Raw genomic sequence first — 17,038 nt, 5'->3', positions numbered from 1 at the left:
CGGTTATATATTTACTTATGGGCGCGGTTTTTTTTGAGGCACTTTTTCAACAGTTCAGGAATTTGAGAGGGACTAGAAGCCACGGGAATTTTAGCTTTAGCAAATACCGAAATTTTACTTTGAGCCGTCCCTGGGTGAAGGTCTTGGGTAAATTTAGAAGTAATAATTGTACTAGCATGACTAATCAACTGAGCTTTAGGAGCATGAATACCTGTAATATAAGCTACCACGGGTTTATCAATAGTTTCCGCAATATAAGAGGCTGCTTCTTCTTCACTAGAACCGCCAATTTCTCCCACTAAAACAATGGCATCTGTATGGTCATCTTCATCCAAAATCTGGAGCCATTGAATAAACGAGGAACCCACAATTAAATCACTACCAATACAGACACTAATAGACTGCCCCAATTTATCATCAGTCAAGGCTTGAGCGACTTCATAAGTGAGGGTACTACTGCGACTAATTAAGCCAATAGAACCGGGGGTATAAAATTGAGGAGGATGAGTTCCCAATAACAGTTTACCGGGGACAATAATACCAGGACAATTAGGACCGACAACTAAAGTTTCGGTAGCTTCTGCTTTTCTGACCAAACGCACCATATCGAGGGGTGGCATTCCTTCAGTAACAATTACAAGCTGTCTAATTCCGGCATCAATAGCCTCTAATGCAGCATCAAGAACGTCATAAGGGTGAACCAAAATGATGCTAGTATCTACAGGTCCAACGGCGGATTGAGCCTGTTCTACTAGGTCAAAAACTGGGATTTCATGGATGATCTCCCCACCTCTTCCGGCGCTGACACAGGCGACGATATTAGTGCTATATGCTTTCATATTGAGGGCTACCTTTAGGGAAGGATCAGAATCCCTCAACCCCTGAATTATTACTTTACTATCTGGAGTTAAATTCATATTTTTTCAAGCTATAATTAATCAGAAACCATGCAGCTATGTCCGGGCGGGTTCAGTAAACAGCCTCTATCTACAGGAGATTATTTATGAACCCTTACCTACCGAGATAAAGCTACGGTTCGTTTAACCGCATCATCGAAATTTGCCACAATTTCCACAGGTAAATCAGCAAATTTAGCTAGGGTACTCTCAAGTTGAGTCACCGTCAAACGGAGGACAAAATGAGGGAGAGTCTCGATATTATTTTGGCGCTGTAAAAAGTTGGCGATCGCCTCAGCCAGTTGATCAGTAGTAGTCTGGTGTCCCAGCCAGTTAATCATCACGACTTTAATGCGATCGGATGCCATGACCAATGTTAGTCCCTCATAGAAATTCTGCAACAGTGTTTCGGTCAGGTCAAAATGATCTTCTCCTCCCAAGTTGAAGAAATTAGCAGGTTTTCCCTTAGTTGCTATAATCTGATCTAGGGTAGTCATAGTTAAAGCCGCCCCATTGCAGATGATACCAATATTGCCATCAAGTTCGACAAAATTGGGTTGATTAGTGGGTAAATCCGTTGGCTCAATTGCGCTAGTATCTGAACATTGTTCATTAACCAACAGAACTAAATCCGGGTGTCTCTCCAAAGCCTGATTATTAGCGACCACCTTCCCATCAAGAGCCATTAACTCGCCCGTGGAACTAATCCCCAGGGGGTTAATTTCCACCAAATCTAAGTCTTTCTCGACAAATAGCCGATACATTTTCTCCAAAATGTTACTGACAGATAGGACATGGTGTTCTTGTAATCCCATTTTCACCGTCAGACGGCGAGCATAAAAAGGGGAAAATTCCTGATCTACGACGACCTTTTGAATATGGAACATGGTAGCCTCAACGTTAACTCCCCCCTGCACAGACCCCAATAATAGGGGGCGGCGAGTCACCGGATCAAGAATCACCGCCAGATATACTTCTTGATCGGCATCATATTTAGCTTCAGCCAGTAGGACTTGGGGATATTCATCTTGAATAGCCAGATTAAAAATACATTGAGCCGCAGCCACTGCATCAATGGTATTTTCCACAAACTTGATACCACCAGCTTTTCCCCGTCCCCCAGCCCGAACTTGGGATTTGAGAACCACAGGATAGGGGATGGTTAATCCTTTGAGGTCATGAGCAAAATCAATTCTCTGGGAAGGCAATACGGGAATTGCCATCTGACGAAATAGGGTTTTAGCTTGGTACTCTAGCAAATCCATGGGTGGTTCCTCATTGATGGTTTAGGGTTCCTTGATGAACCGTCTTCACCCATTTCAGGCGTTTGGGACGCACACTGATCCGGGCCGTGGCACTGGCAACGACAATGAACCAATGAAACATATACACGGTACCACGCAGGGTTTGGAACAATGTCGTCATGTAGGAAAGTGGGGGATAATATTTGCCTAATGACTCGGTAGGCGGTTGGCGATCGCCATCTGTGGTTAAGTTATCAGGTGAATTAGTTTTCTGGGATGGCATATTTCCACGGCTAACAGTACGCCGCAAGCCGATAAACATTCCGATCAGCGACAGACTAACTGCTAATAGAGTCAGGGGGCTGGTAATGGGGGGGCGACGGAGAATCAATGACATGAATAAATCGGGAATGGCAGCCATGGGTAAGATGTACTGGGTAATCAAAAACCCGAATAAATCAAAGGTTTTGCCAACTCCCATACGGTTAGCGATGATGAATTTCCCATAGTCGAGATATCTTTGATATCCTCCCTCAGCCCAACGGTTCCGCTGATGCCAGAGGGCGACCCAATTGGTAACTCCTTCTTCAAAGACGACGGAAGTATCCAGAAATTCGATATCCCAATGGTCTAAGTGCAGACGAATGGTTAAATCCAGATCATCAGTAATGGTTTCTTCACACCATCCGCCACAGCTTTCGAGGGCGGCGCGACGAATAAACTCCCCATTTCCCCGCAGTTCCCCAATACCGCCCACAGCTACTCGCTGTTTCTGGAAAAAGGCATCTAAAGCCATCTCTGAGGCTTGACAACGGGTTAAAAAGTTGAAGTTGCTATTGGCGATCGCCTTTTGCAGTTGAACCGCTCCGACTTGTTCCGCCTGAAATTTGGGAATCACCTGTTGTAGCAGATCTGAATCCACAGTAGCATCGGCATCAAAAACCCCTAGTATTTTACCACGGGTGAGGGGTAGGGCTTGATTGAGTGCGCCCGATTTGCCACCAGTGGCATTTTCGTCTCGGTGCAGAATGTGCAGTTGTTGATACTCTTTGGCTAATTCCTGGAGAACTATGGGAGTGCGATCGCTACTATTATCATCAATCACCCACAGTTCATAGCAATGGCTAGGATAGTTGAGATTGCAGAGATTCTTGACTAAATTGGCAATCACAGCCTCTTCATTTTTAGCAGCCACCAGGAGGGAGACAAAAGGCAATTCTTCTGGCCTATGTTCCGGGTTAATATCTAACCCACGGTGGCCAGCCCACACAATGCGGATAGCTTGAATTACTAATAACCCCGTTAATCCCAGAATTAGCCAATATCCCCAGGAAATCAAGTGCCCGATAATCATCAGACTCCAAATCAGGCTTAGGGCGATCGCTGCTTTGCCTCGCCGATTCTGATAACATTCTGGGGGGATATTAAGTTTATTAGCTTGCTCAGGTTTCTGGGGTTGAGACCCCCCCCATCCCCCCCGACGGGAAAGAAGACGAAAACGCCTAATCCCCGGAGGGAATCTATAATTTTGACTATTGGAGTCTGTAACTCCCGAATCACGATGGTTATGGTGCATATCAAATAACTCCGTTGCACCTCTACTGGTTTGATTTTGACGCTGACGGTTCAGCCAAGATTTCTCTGGCATTGATAAATTTGAGTTCAATTGTTCTCTATCATTGTGCAGTATTTCACCTTTTTGCAGCCATTGATCCAAGAATTTGCTCCCCACGGAATAATTGCCAGACCAGGTGTTTGGCCCGATGGGGGGGACAACGATCATAACCAATTCCCCTTAACCTCTACCCCCTTAACCTCTATACCGAGTTTCCAAGAACCGCTAAGATGGAGGGGTTAACACAATCAGCAGGAATTTAATCATGAGTGATTCGGCTGCTATTCTCAAAGACCTCAAACAGGCTGAAAAACGGGAATTGGTGGTTTATCTACCCTATTATGATGAAAAGAGACGGCGATATTTGCCTTGGTCTATGAGCCTCTACCAACACAAGAGTTTGGAAGGCGCACGCAAAATCGAGGGGGGTGAGGATATTCCTTTTGTGGCCACCTGGAATACTTCTATGCTTCCGGCTGATCTTACTCGATGTCGGGTGATGTTTGAGCATAATGCTGATCTAACTTATGAAGTGATGATGCCCAATTATGAGTTTATGAAGCACTTGATTCAGGTGGTCTACAGTTTCAAGCATCATCATGTGATTGATTTTTCTCAGGAATTTTATAAAAAATTGCTACACATGGAATGAAATAGATAGACTCACGTTGACTGTGCGTTAAGCGTGTCAAAATTAAATCTGATTTCATAAGTTTAGGAGTTACTGGTGTGGCTAAACCCGTTAAGTATCTATTAATTGGATCAATTGAGCCTTCTAGTGGTAAGTCTGCTGTCACCCTCGGTTTAGTGCCTCAGTTGCGGAATCTGGGGTTTGATATTGCTTACGGGAAACCTTTGGGAACTGATTTTGATGATGATTGTGATCATCAAGTTGATGCTGATTGTGAGTTTATTGCTCAGACTTTGGGGCTTTCGGAAGTTTATATGCGATCGCCTATTTTAATGCTTGATCAGGTAACAATTGATCAACATCTATATCATCAAGATCTAAATTATTACCACCAGGCTTTGACTAACTATCTCCAGCAAATTGCTGGGAATTTGGTGTTGCTTGAGGGTCCCGGAACTTTACAGGAGGGGAGTCTTTTTAATTTGTCTGTACCCCGAATGGCTGAGGTTTTCGATACGGCGATTATGTTGGTGGTTCGTTGTCACTCCCATAGTCTCTTGGATGAGGTACTATCGGCGAAAGAACGTTTGGGCGATCGCTTAATCGCAATTGTGATTAATGATGTCACCGACCAACAGGTTGCTAAGGTCGAAACTCAGATTAAGCCTTTTCTCGAAAATGCGGGGATTCCGGTTTTGGGTATCCTTCCTAGAAATGCGCTGCTTCGTAGTGTCACGGTGCGCGAGTTGGTGGCGCAGCTTGAAGCCCAGGTGGTTTGTGGTCAGGAACGTTTAGATTTGATTGTGGAAACTCTTAGTGTGGGGGCGATGAATGTTAGTTCCGCCATGAAGTATTTTAGCCAATCACATAATATGGCGGTGGTGACAGGCGGCGATCGCACTGATATTCAAATGGCCGCTTTGGAACAGTCTACCCATTGCTTGATTCTCACCGGTCAACTTCCCCCAGCTCAAATTGTGATTACCCGCGCTGAAGAGTTGGAGATTCCCATTTTGTGTGTTGACCTCGATACTCTCACCACCGTGGAAAGCATCGATCGCGCTTTTGGTCGCGTCCGTATCCATGATCGGGTTAAGGTTGACTGTATGACCCAAATTATGGCGGAAAAATTCGATACTACCCGATTGCTCCAACTGCTCCAGTAGCACACTATCCGGCGATCGTCCAGCCGCAACCCAGTCCCATCGCCTCTTGCCCGTCACCGATAACCACCCTCATACATTTTGCCAGTTCAAAAACTGTGTCCTAGGTTACGAAACATTAAATTTTTCGGGAGGCGATCGCTGATTCTCCGTTGAATAGAGATATAATAATAGAGGAGGCAGGATTAAACCATAAACTTGACATCAAAACCGCTTATCATGAACAAAGATTTTAGAAAAGAAGTCAACCAGCTATCCCAAACCCATCGCGCTAACATCCAAAAACGTCTGGAATATAGACTTGAGGTAGCTAGAGCCAAGGGAGATGAAAATTTAGTCCGAATGCTTGAAGCTGAAATGCGCCAAATGTAGGAACCTTGAACCCCTTAATGGATCATCAAACTCCCTCTCTGGCCCCCTCTCACTCTGGGAGAGAGCCGGGAGAGGGTTTCCGCTATCTGATCAAAAACTTCCATTAGTTCTGGAAAGTACGATTAGCTGCATCTTTTATAACCTCTTCCATCCAACCATTAATGCTTTTTCCAGCCGAAGCCGCGGCCAGAAAAATTTTTCGGTGTAGATCCGGTGTCGTCCGAAACGGCAATTTTCCAGAGAAAGGCTTATCAGGTTTTTCCCCTAACTCTTCGCAAAACTCCAGATAATCATCAACCGAGTCACGAAAGGCTTGACTCGCTTCCTCAACAGTTTTTCCCTGAAAAGTAATCGTATCCCTAATATCCAAGACGCGACCAAACAGGATGCCGTTTTCTATATCAACTTCAATTTGACCACTGTAACCCTTATATGTCAGCATATTTCCCTCAGTTCTTGACCGTCTAAATGGTAAAATTAAGTTTCTAGGATAATCTGTAGAATTCTGTGGCACGATCCGGCAATGGCTGGACTGGTTAGTAGATTTGGGAGTCACTTTGGGTAGGGGTAACATTGCTCGTTACCCCCTTTCTAATAGATATCTTACTCAGACATGGGGGCAACTCCCGCGTTTTCTAAAAATTCCCGGACGCTTTTAACAGCACCCTTACCCATCTCTTTTTCCGGGTGTGGTTCGTGAAAAACAGCTTTGACACCGTTCAAGGCCACCCGTACCCGAGATCCTCTCCCTTCGCGGGCGATCGCGCCCAGCGCTATAAACAGACTTTCAACATCAGTCCAGACAATATCTGACCGAACCGGGTTTGTGTAAATTGCCTTAAAAGTGCGACGATGTTTCCCATTTAACCCACCTACCACTTGGAGTTCTTGATATTGATTAGTCTTTGGAGGAAGTGTCTGCATTATCACCGATGTTGATAACAGTTCATTGATATCATTAACTGATATCACTTGTCAAGGGGTAGGCTGATCAAACCCTAAAACCCCCATTCCCCATTGACGAAAAAAGCCCGGTACGCAATGGATCGGGCTTTTGTGAATTATTTGGGGCTACCTATTTGGCTACCTATGCAGAATCGGATCAGCCATTCATCATGGTTTTGAGCAGGCTTAAACCCCGTTTAACTCGCCGAGAGACTGTAACCGCACTAATTCCCAATTTTTCCGCTGTTTCTTTTTGGGTGAGGTCATAGAGAAACACAAACTCTAAAACTTTGCGAGTCCCGTCTTCTAAATGTCCCAGTGCTTGCTGGAGACGAATTTGATCTTCTTGGGCTAGTTGGAAACTGCGGTAACGAGTATCTGGAACTAAATCACCAAGGCTGGTTGATCCTTCTTCTTCGTCCTGAATGGGGGCGTCTAAACTCAACAGAGATCTATTTTGGGAAGCAAGTTTAACCTGGTTCCATTCCTCTACAGAAATTTCTAGGGCTGAGGCTATTTCCGCATCGGTGGGCTTGCGTCCCAACTTGACTTGTAAATCTTGAATACATGGGGTGGCTTTACGCAGTAGAGTTAGCCACTGACGGGGAACTCGGACGGAGGGACTCTTATCACGCAAATAGTGTTGAATTTCCCCGCGAATGTAGGGAATAGCAAAGGAGCTAAAGGCATGACCTTTAGACATATCAAACCTTTCTATGGCTCTAATCAAGCCAATACAGCCCACCTGTAACAAATCATCATAGCTTTCCGTACATTGGTTGAGCCAGTGGTGGACTTCTTTACGGACCAATCCAATGTTGATTTGGACAAGTTGATTACGGACACTGTTAGACGGGGAGTGCTGGTACTCGCGCAGCAACTCCAGGCTTTCAGATTTGAGTTGGTTACTAACTGTGGTCTGCATGGCGAGATCCTGAATTAGGTTAAAGCAGGGGTATAGGTTGGGCTGTATTGATTATAACCCAGTTAGAACTAAATGGCAAGCGAAAACTGTTTTCAATGTCGCAGTTTTCAGAGACCAAATCCTAGGGATTGATCTGGCATGACTTACGCAAAGGCGATCGCCATAGCCACAGCATAGACAATGAAAACTCATGCTAATGTTCTATTTGATAGGGCAGTCTAAATCCAAATGGGAAAAATTGCAAGTTCTGCCCCGCAGTCTTAGACTAGGTAGGTAGGTTTTTGGCAGATTCATTCCCCTTCGACTAAGGCCCTATATTCATCAGCAGATAGGGCATCATCAAGGTCTGATTCATCGCCTATGCGGACTTTCAGCAGCCAGCCTTCTCCATAGGGGTCATCGGCTAATTCTTCCGGTGCTTCTACGATCGCATCATTACGTTCCACAACTGTACCACTAACGGGAGCCTTGAGTTCCTCAACGGCTTTGACCGATTCCACATTACCAAAGGTTTCGCCTTTCTCTAAGGCATCATTGACATCGGGCAATTCTAAGAACACAATATCACCTAATTGGTCAACGGCGAAGGCGCTAATACCAATGGTAGCAATTTCGCCATCAAGACGCACATACTCGTGGCTATCTAAATATTTGAGGTCGTCGGGAAATTCCATGGTCATGTTAGGTCCTCATCATCTATGAATAATGCCAAAATCAAAAAATGGGTTATTGGAGACTTTTCTCTGCGCCGGATAGTTACTTCAATCTTGGCGATTTATATAATAGTGGGTGTTTGGGCATATTTTAAAAGCGATCGCCTGATTTTTTTGCCTCGTCCCCCCAGTTATGAGAAAACCGAGGATCTCACTTTCCTGACGACCTCTGACGGAGTGCCCATTGCTGCTTTGTATCTTCCCAATCCCACCGCTCAGTATACCATTCTCTACAGCCACGGTAATGCTGAAGATTTGGGGGATATTCGGTCTCGCCTGAAAAATCTACGGGATATCGGTTTTTCTGTATTCGCCTATGACTATCCCGGTTATGGGCTTAGTGGCGGCACACCCTCGGTGGCGGGCGCTTATCAAGCCATAGAAGCCGCTTATTACCATCTTACCCAAGTTTTACAGGTTCCCCCTGAGCGTATTATTGTCTACGGGCGATCGGTCGGTAGTGGTCCCTCAACCCACCTGGCGGCGCGGGAATTAGTGGGGGGGTTGGTGATTGAAAGTGGTTTTATTAGTACATTCCGGGTGGTAACGCGGATTCCTATTTTTCCTTTTGACCGTTTCCCCAATTTGGCTAATCTTCAAAATGTCGAGGTTCCGGTTTTGATTATACATGGCGATCGCGATCGGGTGATTCCCTTTGACCACGGACAGAGGCTTTATTCTGGTTTTGACGGTCCGAGAATGTCTCTCTGGGTTGAGGGGGCTGGTCATAATGATTTGCTGGAGGTCGCTGGCGATCGCTATGGGTCAACCTTGCTCAAATTTGCCGAAATGTTATCAAAAAAATCAGATAATTAATTTGGGGAGATTTGATTTATAATTCAGATGGTCAGTTTTCAATCCTTTTCCAGGTGCATTTACCGCTTCATTAACCTACAGAAGGAGTGTTGAACCATGAGTAAATGGCGGCGGATTGGAATAGGATTATTATTTTTAGGGGTTGTTTCTCTGCTGACTATTAGCCATAGTGTGGCGGTAGCCAGAGAGTCGATTTGGCAAAGGTATCGGGATGAAAGCAGTAGCCAGACACAAGCAGATCAGAGGTCAATCGCCCGCGTCTGTATTGTCGCTGATCCGACTGATACTCCCCTGAATGTTCGGGCTACCCCTCGTGGTAGAATTATTGGTAGTCTGCCGGATGGTGTTGAGGTGGAAGTGTGGGAACGATCGCCTGATGGTAAGTGGGTTTATATCTATACCCCTGTCATGGAAGGATATGTTTGGGAAAATTACCTAAAATGCTAGTTTCCAGATAATCCCTAACAGGTAAGGGCAACTATTTATGGTTGCCCGCCTGAATAGTTACCTTAATCTATAATTGATCAAAACTTCCCAGGCTGGCTGTGTCTTAATGGCTGTCTGGGTCGGTCTGGCTTTGGAAATAGATCTAAACTATGGAAAATCCCTCATCTCCAATAATCCCACCAGCGTGGATAGCTGGTATCATTTGGATGGTCGCAGGTATGGGTTTATTAGCGATCGGTGCAATTCTATGGTTTCACCTGCCCTATCTGCTATTCTTAGATGAATGGCACGCTTTATGGGCGATGGTTTCCCTGACTATCGGATTATTTACGGGTCAAGTCCTGTTCGATCGCCTAGTTGACTGGATCAGAGAACCTCAAACCGATACGCTCCATCCTATTTTAGCACGATTTGGATGGATTACCTTAGCTATTATGTCCGTGGCGATCGCGATCGGTTTCACCATGAAATTAATAGGGTGGGGAAACGCCATGATTGCTTTGCTTAACCTCAGCTTTGGCATAGCTTTTCTGTGGAGTAGTCGTCAATTTTGGCGATTTGATACCACTAATAATTAATCCTAAAAATCCCGACAAAATTGATAGATAAATTCCACCCTTGCAACTCCATATAAAGTGATGAATCAACCGGAAATTAAACAAATTACCTTACCTCCCCTTAATATCACCATACACGCCGACCAAAAAGTTAGCTTAGAGTGGCTGCATCAACAGCCTCTTCCCGTCAATAATCAACCCCCATTACCCAAATTATCTGACCATTGGCAACAGTGGATAGCCGTCAATAAACTCCTGGAATTTCCCGATCATGTTTTAGTCGAGAAAATGGTAGAAAAGGGCATCGATGTAAAACTAGCTTTAGAGGCAGTTAACCAAGCCAGCAATCACCCATATTTACAAGCAGGAAAGCAGTTTGTCCAACTCTTGCAAAAAGTCGAGTCAATGCTGACCATTCAGAGTCAATTAGCGTCTCTCTCAGAAGCATCTCCAAGCATTGACCGCAAACCCTGGGTATCTCGGTCGGAATTTTTGGAGAGTTACTATTCCCAAAATACCCCCTTAATTTTAACTGATATTCTCACAAACTGGCGCGCATTAGAATTATGGACTCCAGAATATCTTAAACAGAATTATGGACAAGCTATGGTCGAAATTCAAGCAGGAAGAGAAGCCGACCCCGACTATGAAATCAACCTACAGCGCCATCAAAAAACTGTGCGATTTGCTGATTATATTGATTGGGTTGTTTCCGGTAAACAAACCAACGACTATTATATGGTCGCTAATAATAAAAACTTAGACCGTCCTGAATTCAAAGGATTGTTAAATGACCTGGAAATATTCACAGAGTATTTAGACCCGACACAAATATCAGGTTGTATCTTCTTTTGGTATGGACCCGCCGGAACTGTTACCCCCTTGCATCACGACCCAGTTAATTTATTATTAGCCCAAGTTTCTGGTCGTAAATTCATCAGAATGATTCCTCCCTATCAAGTACCTTTTTTGTATAACCATATAGGAGTTTTCAGCGAAGTAGATTTAGAAAATCCTGACTATCAAAAATATCCATTATTTCAAAAGGTGAGACCCATTGAATTCATTTTAGAACCCGGAGAGGTAATTTTTATTCCCGTGGGTTGGTGGCATCATGTTCGGTCTTTAGAACCCAGTATCTCCGTTTCTATGACCAATTTTGTGTTCCCCAATACATACGAATGGAAATATCCACAAGTCAAGCGATAGACAATGACAATTAGTATGGTATACTTGACTGGTGATGTCGAATTATGCTATAATCAAAGGATTGGTTTTTGTCTTGGTATGGGGAAGCATTAATCAGGCTGTTAATCAGTCTAATTAGTGAACAATGAAAGCTGACAGCATCACCTAATCTCTGGTTTGATTTGTACTGGTTATCCTTGAATTATTAACTATGTGTCGTTTACTGGGCTATATCGGATCTCCGATTCAACTTGAACAAATTTTGTGCAAGCCTGAACATTCCTTAATTGTGCAAAGTTACCAACCCAAGGAAATGCGGGAAGCCTTGCTAAATGCCGATGGTTTTGGGATTGGTTGGTATCATCCCACCGCCGACACCGAACCCTATCGCTATCGTAATATTCAGCCAATTTGGAGTGATTTAAACTTAACTCCTCTCAGCCGCTATATTGAGTCAGGGCAAATTTTAGCTTATGTTCGCAGCGCCACTCCTGGTCAAGCCGTCAACTTGAATAACTGTCAACCTTTCCAGTCAGGAAAACTGATGTTTATCCATAATGGTTATATTCAGGATTTCCGAGAAACTCTATATAAACCCATTCGCGATCGCCTCACAGATACAAGCTATCGTTTAATAGAAGGAAACACCGACTCAGAGCATTTATTTGCCATGTTTAAAGATAGCCTACAAAGTCAAGGAATAGCCACCCTAATTTCTGCCTTAGAACAAACATTATATACCATTGACAAAATCGCCCATACAATGCAGGTGCGAGTTCTGGCTAATATGATTATTTGTGATGGAAAGCAAATCGTAGCTTCCCGCTATGCTGTAGGAGGTATTCCTCCCAGTCTTTACTGGTTAAAAAATGATAAAAACTTCCCAGAATCAGTTATCATTGCTTCGGAACCTTTATTTCCAGGAAAGTGGCATCTTTGCCCAGAACAAAGTATAATTAGCGTCGGAGAAGATTGTGATATCCATATCCACCCCCTCACTCAAACAGACCATTTATCACGCCCTGCATGAATGCCGTCTCGGCACCTTAAAACTCATTGAAAGAATTGATCGAGAAACCCTCTGTGCCCAGCCTCACCCAGACTTTAGCCCTGTAGGTTGGCATTTAGGGCATATAGCCTTTACCGAAGCCTATTGGCTATTAGAAGAATGTGCAGGCTATCAACCATTATATCCAGAATATAGGCAACTTTTCACTGCTGATGGTCTCCCCAAAAATCAACGAGTTCAGCTTCCGTCCCTAGAGTTTATTTTAGAGTATTTATCCTTGGTGAGAACCCAAGTTATCAAATACTTAGAAACCGCACCCATAGAAACACAGGAAAGGCTATGGCGGTTTATTGTCCAACATGAATCTCAACACGGAGAAACCATCGCCATAGTCCTACAATTATATAGATTTGAGGTACAAAACAGCAATTTTTCCCTATTTTCTGATGTTCCTATGTTGTCAGTTTCCGAGGTCGAAATACCCGCCGGAGAGTTGACCATGGGAAATCAAGCCATTGACGCAATGGATAATGAACGCCGCCTTCATAGTTGTTATTTAGATCAATATTGGATTGATACTTACCCCGTCACCTGCGGTCAATATCGCCAATTTATCGAGGCGGGAGGCTATCATAAAGCTAAATGGTGGTCTAATGATGGTTGGGAGTGGCTTAAACATAACCATTACCAACAACCTCTTTATTGGACTGATAACCCTAGTTTAGATAATCACCCCGTTTGTGGTGTGAGTTGGTATGAAGCCGAAGCCTATTGTAATTTTGTCGGGAAGAGACTTCCCATAGAAGCCGAATGGGAAAAAGCCGCTAGTTGGGATAGGGAAGCTGGAAAAAAACGCACTTATCCCTGGGGCGAAGAACCCCCTACACCCGAAAATTGTAACTGTAACTCCCTGGGAAAAAATATTACTAATCAACCCCTAACTACCCCCGTGGATAGGTATTCTTCAGGAGTTAGCGCCGCTGGAGTTTATGATTTATTAGGTAATGTGTGGGAGTGGACTAGCAGTAATTTTATGGGTTATGAAGGATTTGAGTTTTATCCCTATCGTGGTTATTCTGAAACTTATTTTGATAACCAACATAAAGTTTTGCGCGGTGGTAGTTGGATAACTCGTCCCTGGGCTATGCGTTGTAGTTTTCGCAATTGGTATTATCCCCATGTCCGCGAAATTTTTGCCGGGTTTCGTTGCGCCAGAAGCAATAATTAATAATTAATAATTAATAATTAATAATTAATAATTGGGTAGGGGCGGGTTCCGCCGTCAATTTGGTATTCAACGACGGTCTAAATAAACCCGCCCCTACCATGTATAATGGCAATGTAGGGGCGGGTTCCGCCGTCAATTTGGTATTCAACGAAGGTCTAAATAAACCCGCCCCCAACCATCGTGAATTGTGGTGATTAATGACGGTCTAAATAAACCCGCCCCCAACCATCGTGAATTGTGGTGATTAATGGCGGTCTAAATAAACCCGCCCCCAACCATGTATAATGGTAATGTAGGGGCGGGTTCCGCCGTCAATTGGGTGATTAATGGCGGTCTAAATAAACCCGCCCCCAACCATCGTGAATTGTGGTGATTAATGGCGGTCTAAATAAACCCGCCCCCAACCATCGTGAATTGTGGTGATTAATGGCGGTCTAAATAAACCCGCCCCCAACCATCGTGAATTGTGGTGATTAATGGCGGTCTAAATAAACCCGCCCCCAACTTATAGGGGTGGATGAATTAATTTATATTATTGACAAAATCATGGGTAACTTTGACAAAACTTTCGGTTTTTTCGTATGGTAAAACATTACGACCCGTAATTACTATAGACTTGGATTTTTTCCATCCTTTTTCGTAGAATTGCCCACGATTATCTACTGTTTCTGACTTCCCACTGCGACTAATACTAGAGGCTTTGTCGCCAAACACCACCAGGGTCGGCTGAGTCAAATTTGCCATGTCTTGGGTATAGTCTTGTCGCCAAAATCCTGCTAAAAATGAAAAGACTGCATAGCGACTTTTGGGGTCTTTTGAACCTATTGCTAACAGGTCTAACCATTCGCGATCAACATCTTTGGCTTCAGCAAATAATTGTTTAATTGAAAAAGACTGTAAAAACTGTTCCCGACAAGCATAATTCCAAAATAGTCGCCCAGCTGGGGTATCAAAAAATAGGTTCCACAATAGACGCTGTTTAGTGGGTGATGAAGCCTCGGTCATGACTCGCCAAGCTGGGGGACCTGATAACACGATTCCCCGCACACTTTCTGGGTATGTTTGACTGAGGGCGATCGCCACTGGTAATAAAGCACCCTGTGCTAGTAAAATCACTGGCTGCTTGATTACTGTTTGAATTAAACACTGTAGTTGTTCCGCCCAGTCTGTGATTTGATAAGCTACTGCTGGTTTATCACTTTCCCCACACCCCAGGAGGTCTGGGCTGTATATGGGGTTATTATATCCCTGCCACTTTTCACAAAATCTATACCAGAAACGCCGAGATAATCCTACTCCAATAGGATGGATTAATAGTAGGGGAATATCTGCGGATTTTTCGGAAGATGAGGGATGAAATTCATAGGCGCATTGATACCCACGCCATTGGTAGTATTCTATGGGTTTTTGAGTCGGTTGGGAATTACTCATAATCATGTTTTGAGTGATGTTTATGGGGGTTTACTTGAGGCGATCGCTTGATTCGCTCTCGGTTACAGGTGCTTCTCTGGCTTCAGTTTCTGGTTGGTCTCGCACAATTTTAGGTAAGGCGGCTGGAGTCCCCGGTTTCGTTTCTATTTTAGTTAATCCCGGAATCTCAAAGCTGCTGAAAAAGTTTTTAATTTTCTCTAAAATTGGCGTTTCCGAGTCGTTATTGGAAGATTTGGGTAGTTCCAAGTTTTGCCCAAGTTTCTGTAATTGGTTTCCGGCTACTGGTTCGGAACTTTCTGATGTGGGATTTTCTGGGGGTAAAGGTTCCCTTGGGGCTACAGGTTCAGGTTCTGAGACTTCCTGTTCCTCAACTACAGGTTCAGGTTCTGAGACTTCCTGTTCCTCAACTATAGGTTCGGGTTCTGAGACTTCCTGTTCCTCAACTATAGGTTCAGGTTCTGATATTTCCTCTTCCTGTTCCTCAACTATAGGTTCGGGTTCTGATATTTCCTCTTCCTGTTCCTCAACTATAGGTTCGGGTTCTGATATTTCCTCTTCCTGTTCCTCAACTATAGGTTCGGGTTCTGAGACTTCCTGTTCCTCAACTATAGGTTCGGGTTCTGATACTTCCTCTTCCTCGACTATAGGTTCAGGTTCTGAGACTTCCTGTTCCTCAACTATAGGTTCAGGTTCTGATATTTCCTCAATTTCAGGAGAGGGGGTTAAAGTTGGACTGGTATAGTTCCCATCAACTAAACTTCTAGCTTGGGATAGGGATAATTGACCGCGAATCAGTTTAGATAGAGTATCTTGGTTTTTGGGGTCGTAGGTGAGAACTCTCGCGGTGTTGTTGTAGACGTTATTAAGGGGTTCTCCGAGTTCGCCTAAAAATTCCAGTTGTACCCAGTTTTTACCGGGTTGGAATCCTTTTAAATATATGGGTTCCCAGCGATCGATAATAAAACTTTCGCCGTTGACGGTGACGCGGATACGCCAATCGATGATTTCATCTTCTGGATCTTCCTGGGCGATTAAATGTAGGGGGGCGTTGTCTAAATAGAAGTCCAGCAAAATGGGTTCAGCACCATAGGTTCCTTGGGGACGGTTATAGGTAAGTAAGGGAAGGTTGGGATCTGGGTTGTTATTGGGGGTTTTGGTGTAAATGTGAAATGTGGCGATCGCACTTGAACCATCATTTTTGAAACTTTCGCCCCAGGGATAGACCGCAAAAACTCGCAGGGTATGGGTTCCTGGTTTGAGGTCTGATAGGATAATCGGTTCCGTGGGATTGTAAATATCGCGATCGCTGTCGTTGTCAATAATTAAATGTAAGTGGGGACCATCACCTAGTTTTTCGTCTCGGAAGGTGGGGAAGTCCAAAACTTGTAGTTGGACTGTGACATTATTATCCTCTAGCAATTGGTCGGGTTGAGGACTAAGAATTTGGACTTGAGGTTGATAGCGATCGAGGGCTGGGTGTAATTTTTGAATGATATCTGGGGGTGATACTTCCGAAATACTCTGCTTAACAGTTTTCGCTGATGATGGAGTCTGGGTAATTGATGGATCGGTGGCTTCAGAGTCACCACACCCAGTCATATGAAACGTGATTACTGCGACGAGTAAAATAGTCAGCAGTTTTTTGATGGGAGTCCACCAGAACTTGTTCACAGACACAATTAAATAAACTCCTAAAACCCAAATCGTGCAAAGAAACCGTATTGTATGCAACTATAGCCCAAAACAGACCCGATCCTTAATATATATGTCAAACACATATTGATAAAATGCTGATTCTCCTTAACATTTTTATCTATGTCCAGGGGCTGCCATGATCCAGCGACTGGTCCCGCTACCA

General features: G+C 44.1%; 18 protein-coding genes. 9 read left to right on the top strand and 9 right to left on the bottom strand.

Going from position 1 to position 17,038, the window contains the following annotated elements; genetic code table 11:
* Positions 1-11: 11 nt before the first annotated feature.
* The 3 genes from NLZ44_RS10880 to NLZ44_RS10870 all read right to left on the bottom strand — a co-directional run bounded on the left by NLZ44_RS10880 (position 12) and on the right by NLZ44_RS10870 (position 3,788).
* A complete protein-coding gene (locus NLZ44_RS10880; RefSeq protein WP_493752761.1) occupies positions 12-917 on the bottom strand; it encodes a succinate--CoA ligase subunit alpha in 906 nt (301 codons plus the stop codon).
* A 98-nt stretch (positions 918-1,015) separates the two neighbouring features.
* Positions 1,016-2,161, bottom strand: a complete 1,146-nt coding sequence (locus tag NLZ44_RS10875) for an ATP-grasp domain-containing protein (protein ID WP_493752760.1) — start codon at positions 2,159-2,161, stop codon at positions 1,016-1,018.
* 10 nt (positions 2,162-2,171) lie between these two features.
* Complete coding sequence (locus NLZ44_RS10870; protein WP_493752759.1) at positions 2,172-3,788, bottom strand: glycosyltransferase family 2 protein; 1,617 nt, start codon at positions 3,786-3,788, stop codon at positions 2,172-2,174.
* A 232-nt stretch (positions 3,789-4,020) separates the two neighbouring features.
* Between NLZ44_RS10870 and ebsA the strand changes: the two genes are divergently transcribed.
* The 3 genes from ebsA (at position 4,021) to pirA (ending at position 5,921) form a co-directional block, all read left to right on the top strand.
* The gene (ebsA, locus tag NLZ44_RS10865) at positions 4,021-4,407 is read left to right on the top strand and encodes a type IV pilus biogenesis protein EbsA (RefSeq protein WP_493752758.1); all 387 of its coding nucleotides are present in this window, start codon (positions 4,021-4,023) and stop codon (positions 4,405-4,407) included.
* Between the two features lie 77 nt (positions 4,408-4,484).
* On the top strand, positions 4,485-5,552 hold the full coding sequence (locus tag NLZ44_RS10860) for a phosphotransacetylase family protein (RefSeq protein ID WP_493752757.1): 1,068 nt from the start codon (positions 4,485-4,487) through the stop codon (positions 5,550-5,552).
* A gap of 216 nt (positions 5,553-5,768) precedes the next feature.
* A complete protein-coding gene (gene pirA, locus NLZ44_RS10855; RefSeq protein WP_006669082.1) occupies positions 5,769-5,921 on the top strand; it encodes an arginine synthesis PII-interacting regulator PirA in 153 nt (50 codons plus the stop codon).
* 103 nt (positions 5,922-6,024) lie between these two features.
* Here the strand turns inward: pirA and NLZ44_RS10850 are convergent, their stop codons facing one another.
* From NLZ44_RS10850 to gcvH, 4 genes are all read right to left on the bottom strand, one after another.
* Positions 6,025-6,363, bottom strand: a complete 339-nt coding sequence (locus NLZ44_RS10850; RefSeq protein ID WP_493752756.1) for a type II toxin-antitoxin system HicB family antitoxin — start codon at positions 6,361-6,363, stop codon at positions 6,025-6,027.
* 161 nt (positions 6,364-6,524) lie between these two features.
* The gene (locus tag NLZ44_RS10845; protein WP_493752755.1) at positions 6,525-6,845 is read right to left on the bottom strand and encodes a type II toxin-antitoxin system HicA family toxin; all 321 of its coding nucleotides are present in this window, start codon (positions 6,843-6,845) and stop codon (positions 6,525-6,527) included.
* A 178-nt stretch (positions 6,846-7,023) separates the two neighbouring features.
* Positions 7,024-7,791 (bottom strand): RNA polymerase sigma factor SigF, encoded by a 768-nt coding sequence (locus NLZ44_RS10840; protein ID WP_006621399.1) that lies wholly within the window; start codon positions 7,789-7,791, stop codon positions 7,024-7,026.
* Positions 7,792-8,081: 290 nt separating this feature from the next.
* Positions 8,082-8,471, bottom strand: coding sequence for a glycine cleavage system protein GcvH (gcvH, locus tag NLZ44_RS10835; protein WP_006621397.1), 390 nt, complete (start codon positions 8,469-8,471; stop codon positions 8,082-8,084).
* Between the two features lie 18 nt (positions 8,472-8,489).
* On the opposite strand from gcvH, the gene NLZ44_RS10830 reads away from it, so the two are divergent.
* The 6 genes from NLZ44_RS10830 (at position 8,490) to egtB (ending at position 13,749) form a co-directional block, all read left to right on the top strand.
* Positions 8,490-9,320 (top strand): alpha/beta hydrolase, encoded by an 831-nt coding sequence (locus NLZ44_RS10830; protein WP_493752754.1) that lies wholly within the window; start codon positions 8,490-8,492, stop codon positions 9,318-9,320.
* Positions 9,321-9,416: 96 nt separating this feature from the next.
* A complete protein-coding gene (locus tag NLZ44_RS10825) occupies positions 9,417-9,767 on the top strand; it encodes an SH3 domain-containing protein (protein WP_006621395.1) in 351 nt (116 codons plus the stop codon).
* A gap of 149 nt (positions 9,768-9,916) precedes the next feature.
* The gene (locus tag NLZ44_RS10820) at positions 9,917-10,345 is read left to right on the top strand and encodes a hypothetical protein (RefSeq protein ID WP_493752753.1); all 429 of its coding nucleotides are present in this window, start codon (positions 9,917-9,919) and stop codon (positions 10,343-10,345) included.
* A gap of 60 nt (positions 10,346-10,405) precedes the next feature.
* Positions 10,406-11,533 carry a cupin-like domain-containing protein gene (locus tag NLZ44_RS10815; protein WP_493752752.1) on the top strand — a complete coding sequence of 376 codons (1,128 nt, stop codon included), beginning with the start codon at positions 10,406-10,408 and terminating at the stop codon, positions 11,531-11,533.
* A gap of 190 nt (positions 11,534-11,723) precedes the next feature.
* Entirely contained in the window at positions 11,724-12,542 is an 819-nt protein-coding gene (egtC, locus tag NLZ44_RS10810; RefSeq protein ID WP_493752751.1) for an ergothioneine biosynthesis protein EgtC, read from the top strand.
* Entirely contained in the window at positions 12,487-13,749 is a 1,263-nt protein-coding gene (gene egtB, locus NLZ44_RS10805; protein ID WP_493752750.1) for an ergothioneine biosynthesis protein EgtB, read from the top strand. The genes egtC and egtB overlap by 56 nt, the downstream gene beginning before the upstream one ends.
* Positions 13,750-14,271: 522 nt before the next feature.
* On the opposite strand, the gene NLZ44_RS10800 is transcribed toward egtB, so the two are convergent.
* Together NLZ44_RS10800 and NLZ44_RS10795 are read right to left on the bottom strand one after the other, a co-directional pair.
* A complete protein-coding gene (locus tag NLZ44_RS10800; protein ID WP_493752749.1) occupies positions 14,272-15,186 on the bottom strand; it encodes an alpha/beta fold hydrolase in 915 nt (304 codons plus the stop codon).
* A gap of 24 nt (positions 15,187-15,210) precedes the next feature.
* Positions 15,211-16,857 (bottom strand): hypothetical protein, encoded by a 1,647-nt coding sequence (locus tag NLZ44_RS10795; RefSeq protein ID WP_493752748.1) that lies wholly within the window; start codon positions 16,855-16,857, stop codon positions 15,211-15,213.
* Positions 16,858-17,038 lie beyond the last annotated feature (181 nt).

Source organism: Arthrospira sp. PCC 9901 (assembly GCF_059013425.1).
This window is presented reverse-complemented; position numbering and strand designations above follow the sequence as displayed.

Excerpts from the sequence above, each read along its gene's own strand:
- NLZ44_RS10880 (WP_493752761.1), bottom strand. The coding sequence starts at position 917 with ATGAATTTAACTCCAGATAGTAAAGTAATAATTCAGGGGTTGAGGGAT.
- NLZ44_RS10875 (WP_493752760.1), bottom strand. The coding sequence starts at position 2,161 with ATGGATTTGCTAGAGTACCAAGCTAAAACCCTATTTCGTCAGATGGCA.
- NLZ44_RS10870 (WP_493752759.1), bottom strand. The coding sequence starts at position 3,788 with ATGCCAGAGAAATCTTGGCTGAACCGTCAGCGTCAAAATCAAACCAGT.
- ebsA (WP_493752758.1), top strand. The coding sequence starts at position 4,021 with ATGAGTGATTCGGCTGCTATTCTCAAAGACCTCAAACAGGCTGAAAAA.
- pirA (WP_006669082.1), top strand. The coding sequence starts at position 5,769 with ATGAACAAAGATTTTAGAAAAGAAGTCAACCAGCTATCCCAAACCCAT.
- NLZ44_RS10850 (WP_493752756.1), bottom strand. The coding sequence starts at position 6,363 with ATGCTGACATATAAGGGTTACAGTGGTCAAATTGAAGTTGATATAGAA.
- NLZ44_RS10845 (WP_493752755.1), bottom strand. The coding sequence starts at position 6,845 with ATGCAGACACTTCCTCCAAAGACTAATCAATATCAAGAACTCCAAGTG.
- NLZ44_RS10840 (WP_006621399.1), bottom strand. The coding sequence starts at position 7,791 with ATGCAGACCACAGTTAGTAACCAACTCAAATCTGAAAGCCTGGAGTTG.
- gcvH (WP_006621397.1), bottom strand. The coding sequence starts at position 8,471 with ATGACCATGGAATTTCCCGACGACCTCAAATATTTAGATAGCCACGAG.
- NLZ44_RS10830 (WP_493752754.1), top strand. The coding sequence starts at position 8,490 with ATGAATAATGCCAAAATCAAAAAATGGGTTATTGGAGACTTTTCTCTG.
- NLZ44_RS10825 (WP_006621395.1), top strand. The coding sequence starts at position 9,417 with ATGAGTAAATGGCGGCGGATTGGAATAGGATTATTATTTTTAGGGGTT.
- NLZ44_RS10820 (WP_493752753.1), top strand. The coding sequence starts at position 9,917 with ATGGAAAATCCCTCATCTCCAATAATCCCACCAGCGTGGATAGCTGGT.
- NLZ44_RS10815 (WP_493752752.1), top strand. The coding sequence starts at position 10,406 with ATGAATCAACCGGAAATTAAACAAATTACCTTACCTCCCCTTAATATC.
- egtC (WP_493752751.1), top strand. The coding sequence starts at position 11,724 with ATGTGTCGTTTACTGGGCTATATCGGATCTCCGATTCAACTTGAACAA.
- NLZ44_RS10800 (WP_493752749.1), bottom strand. The coding sequence starts at position 15,186 with ATGATTATGAGTAATTCCCAACCGACTCAAAAACCCATAGAATACTAC.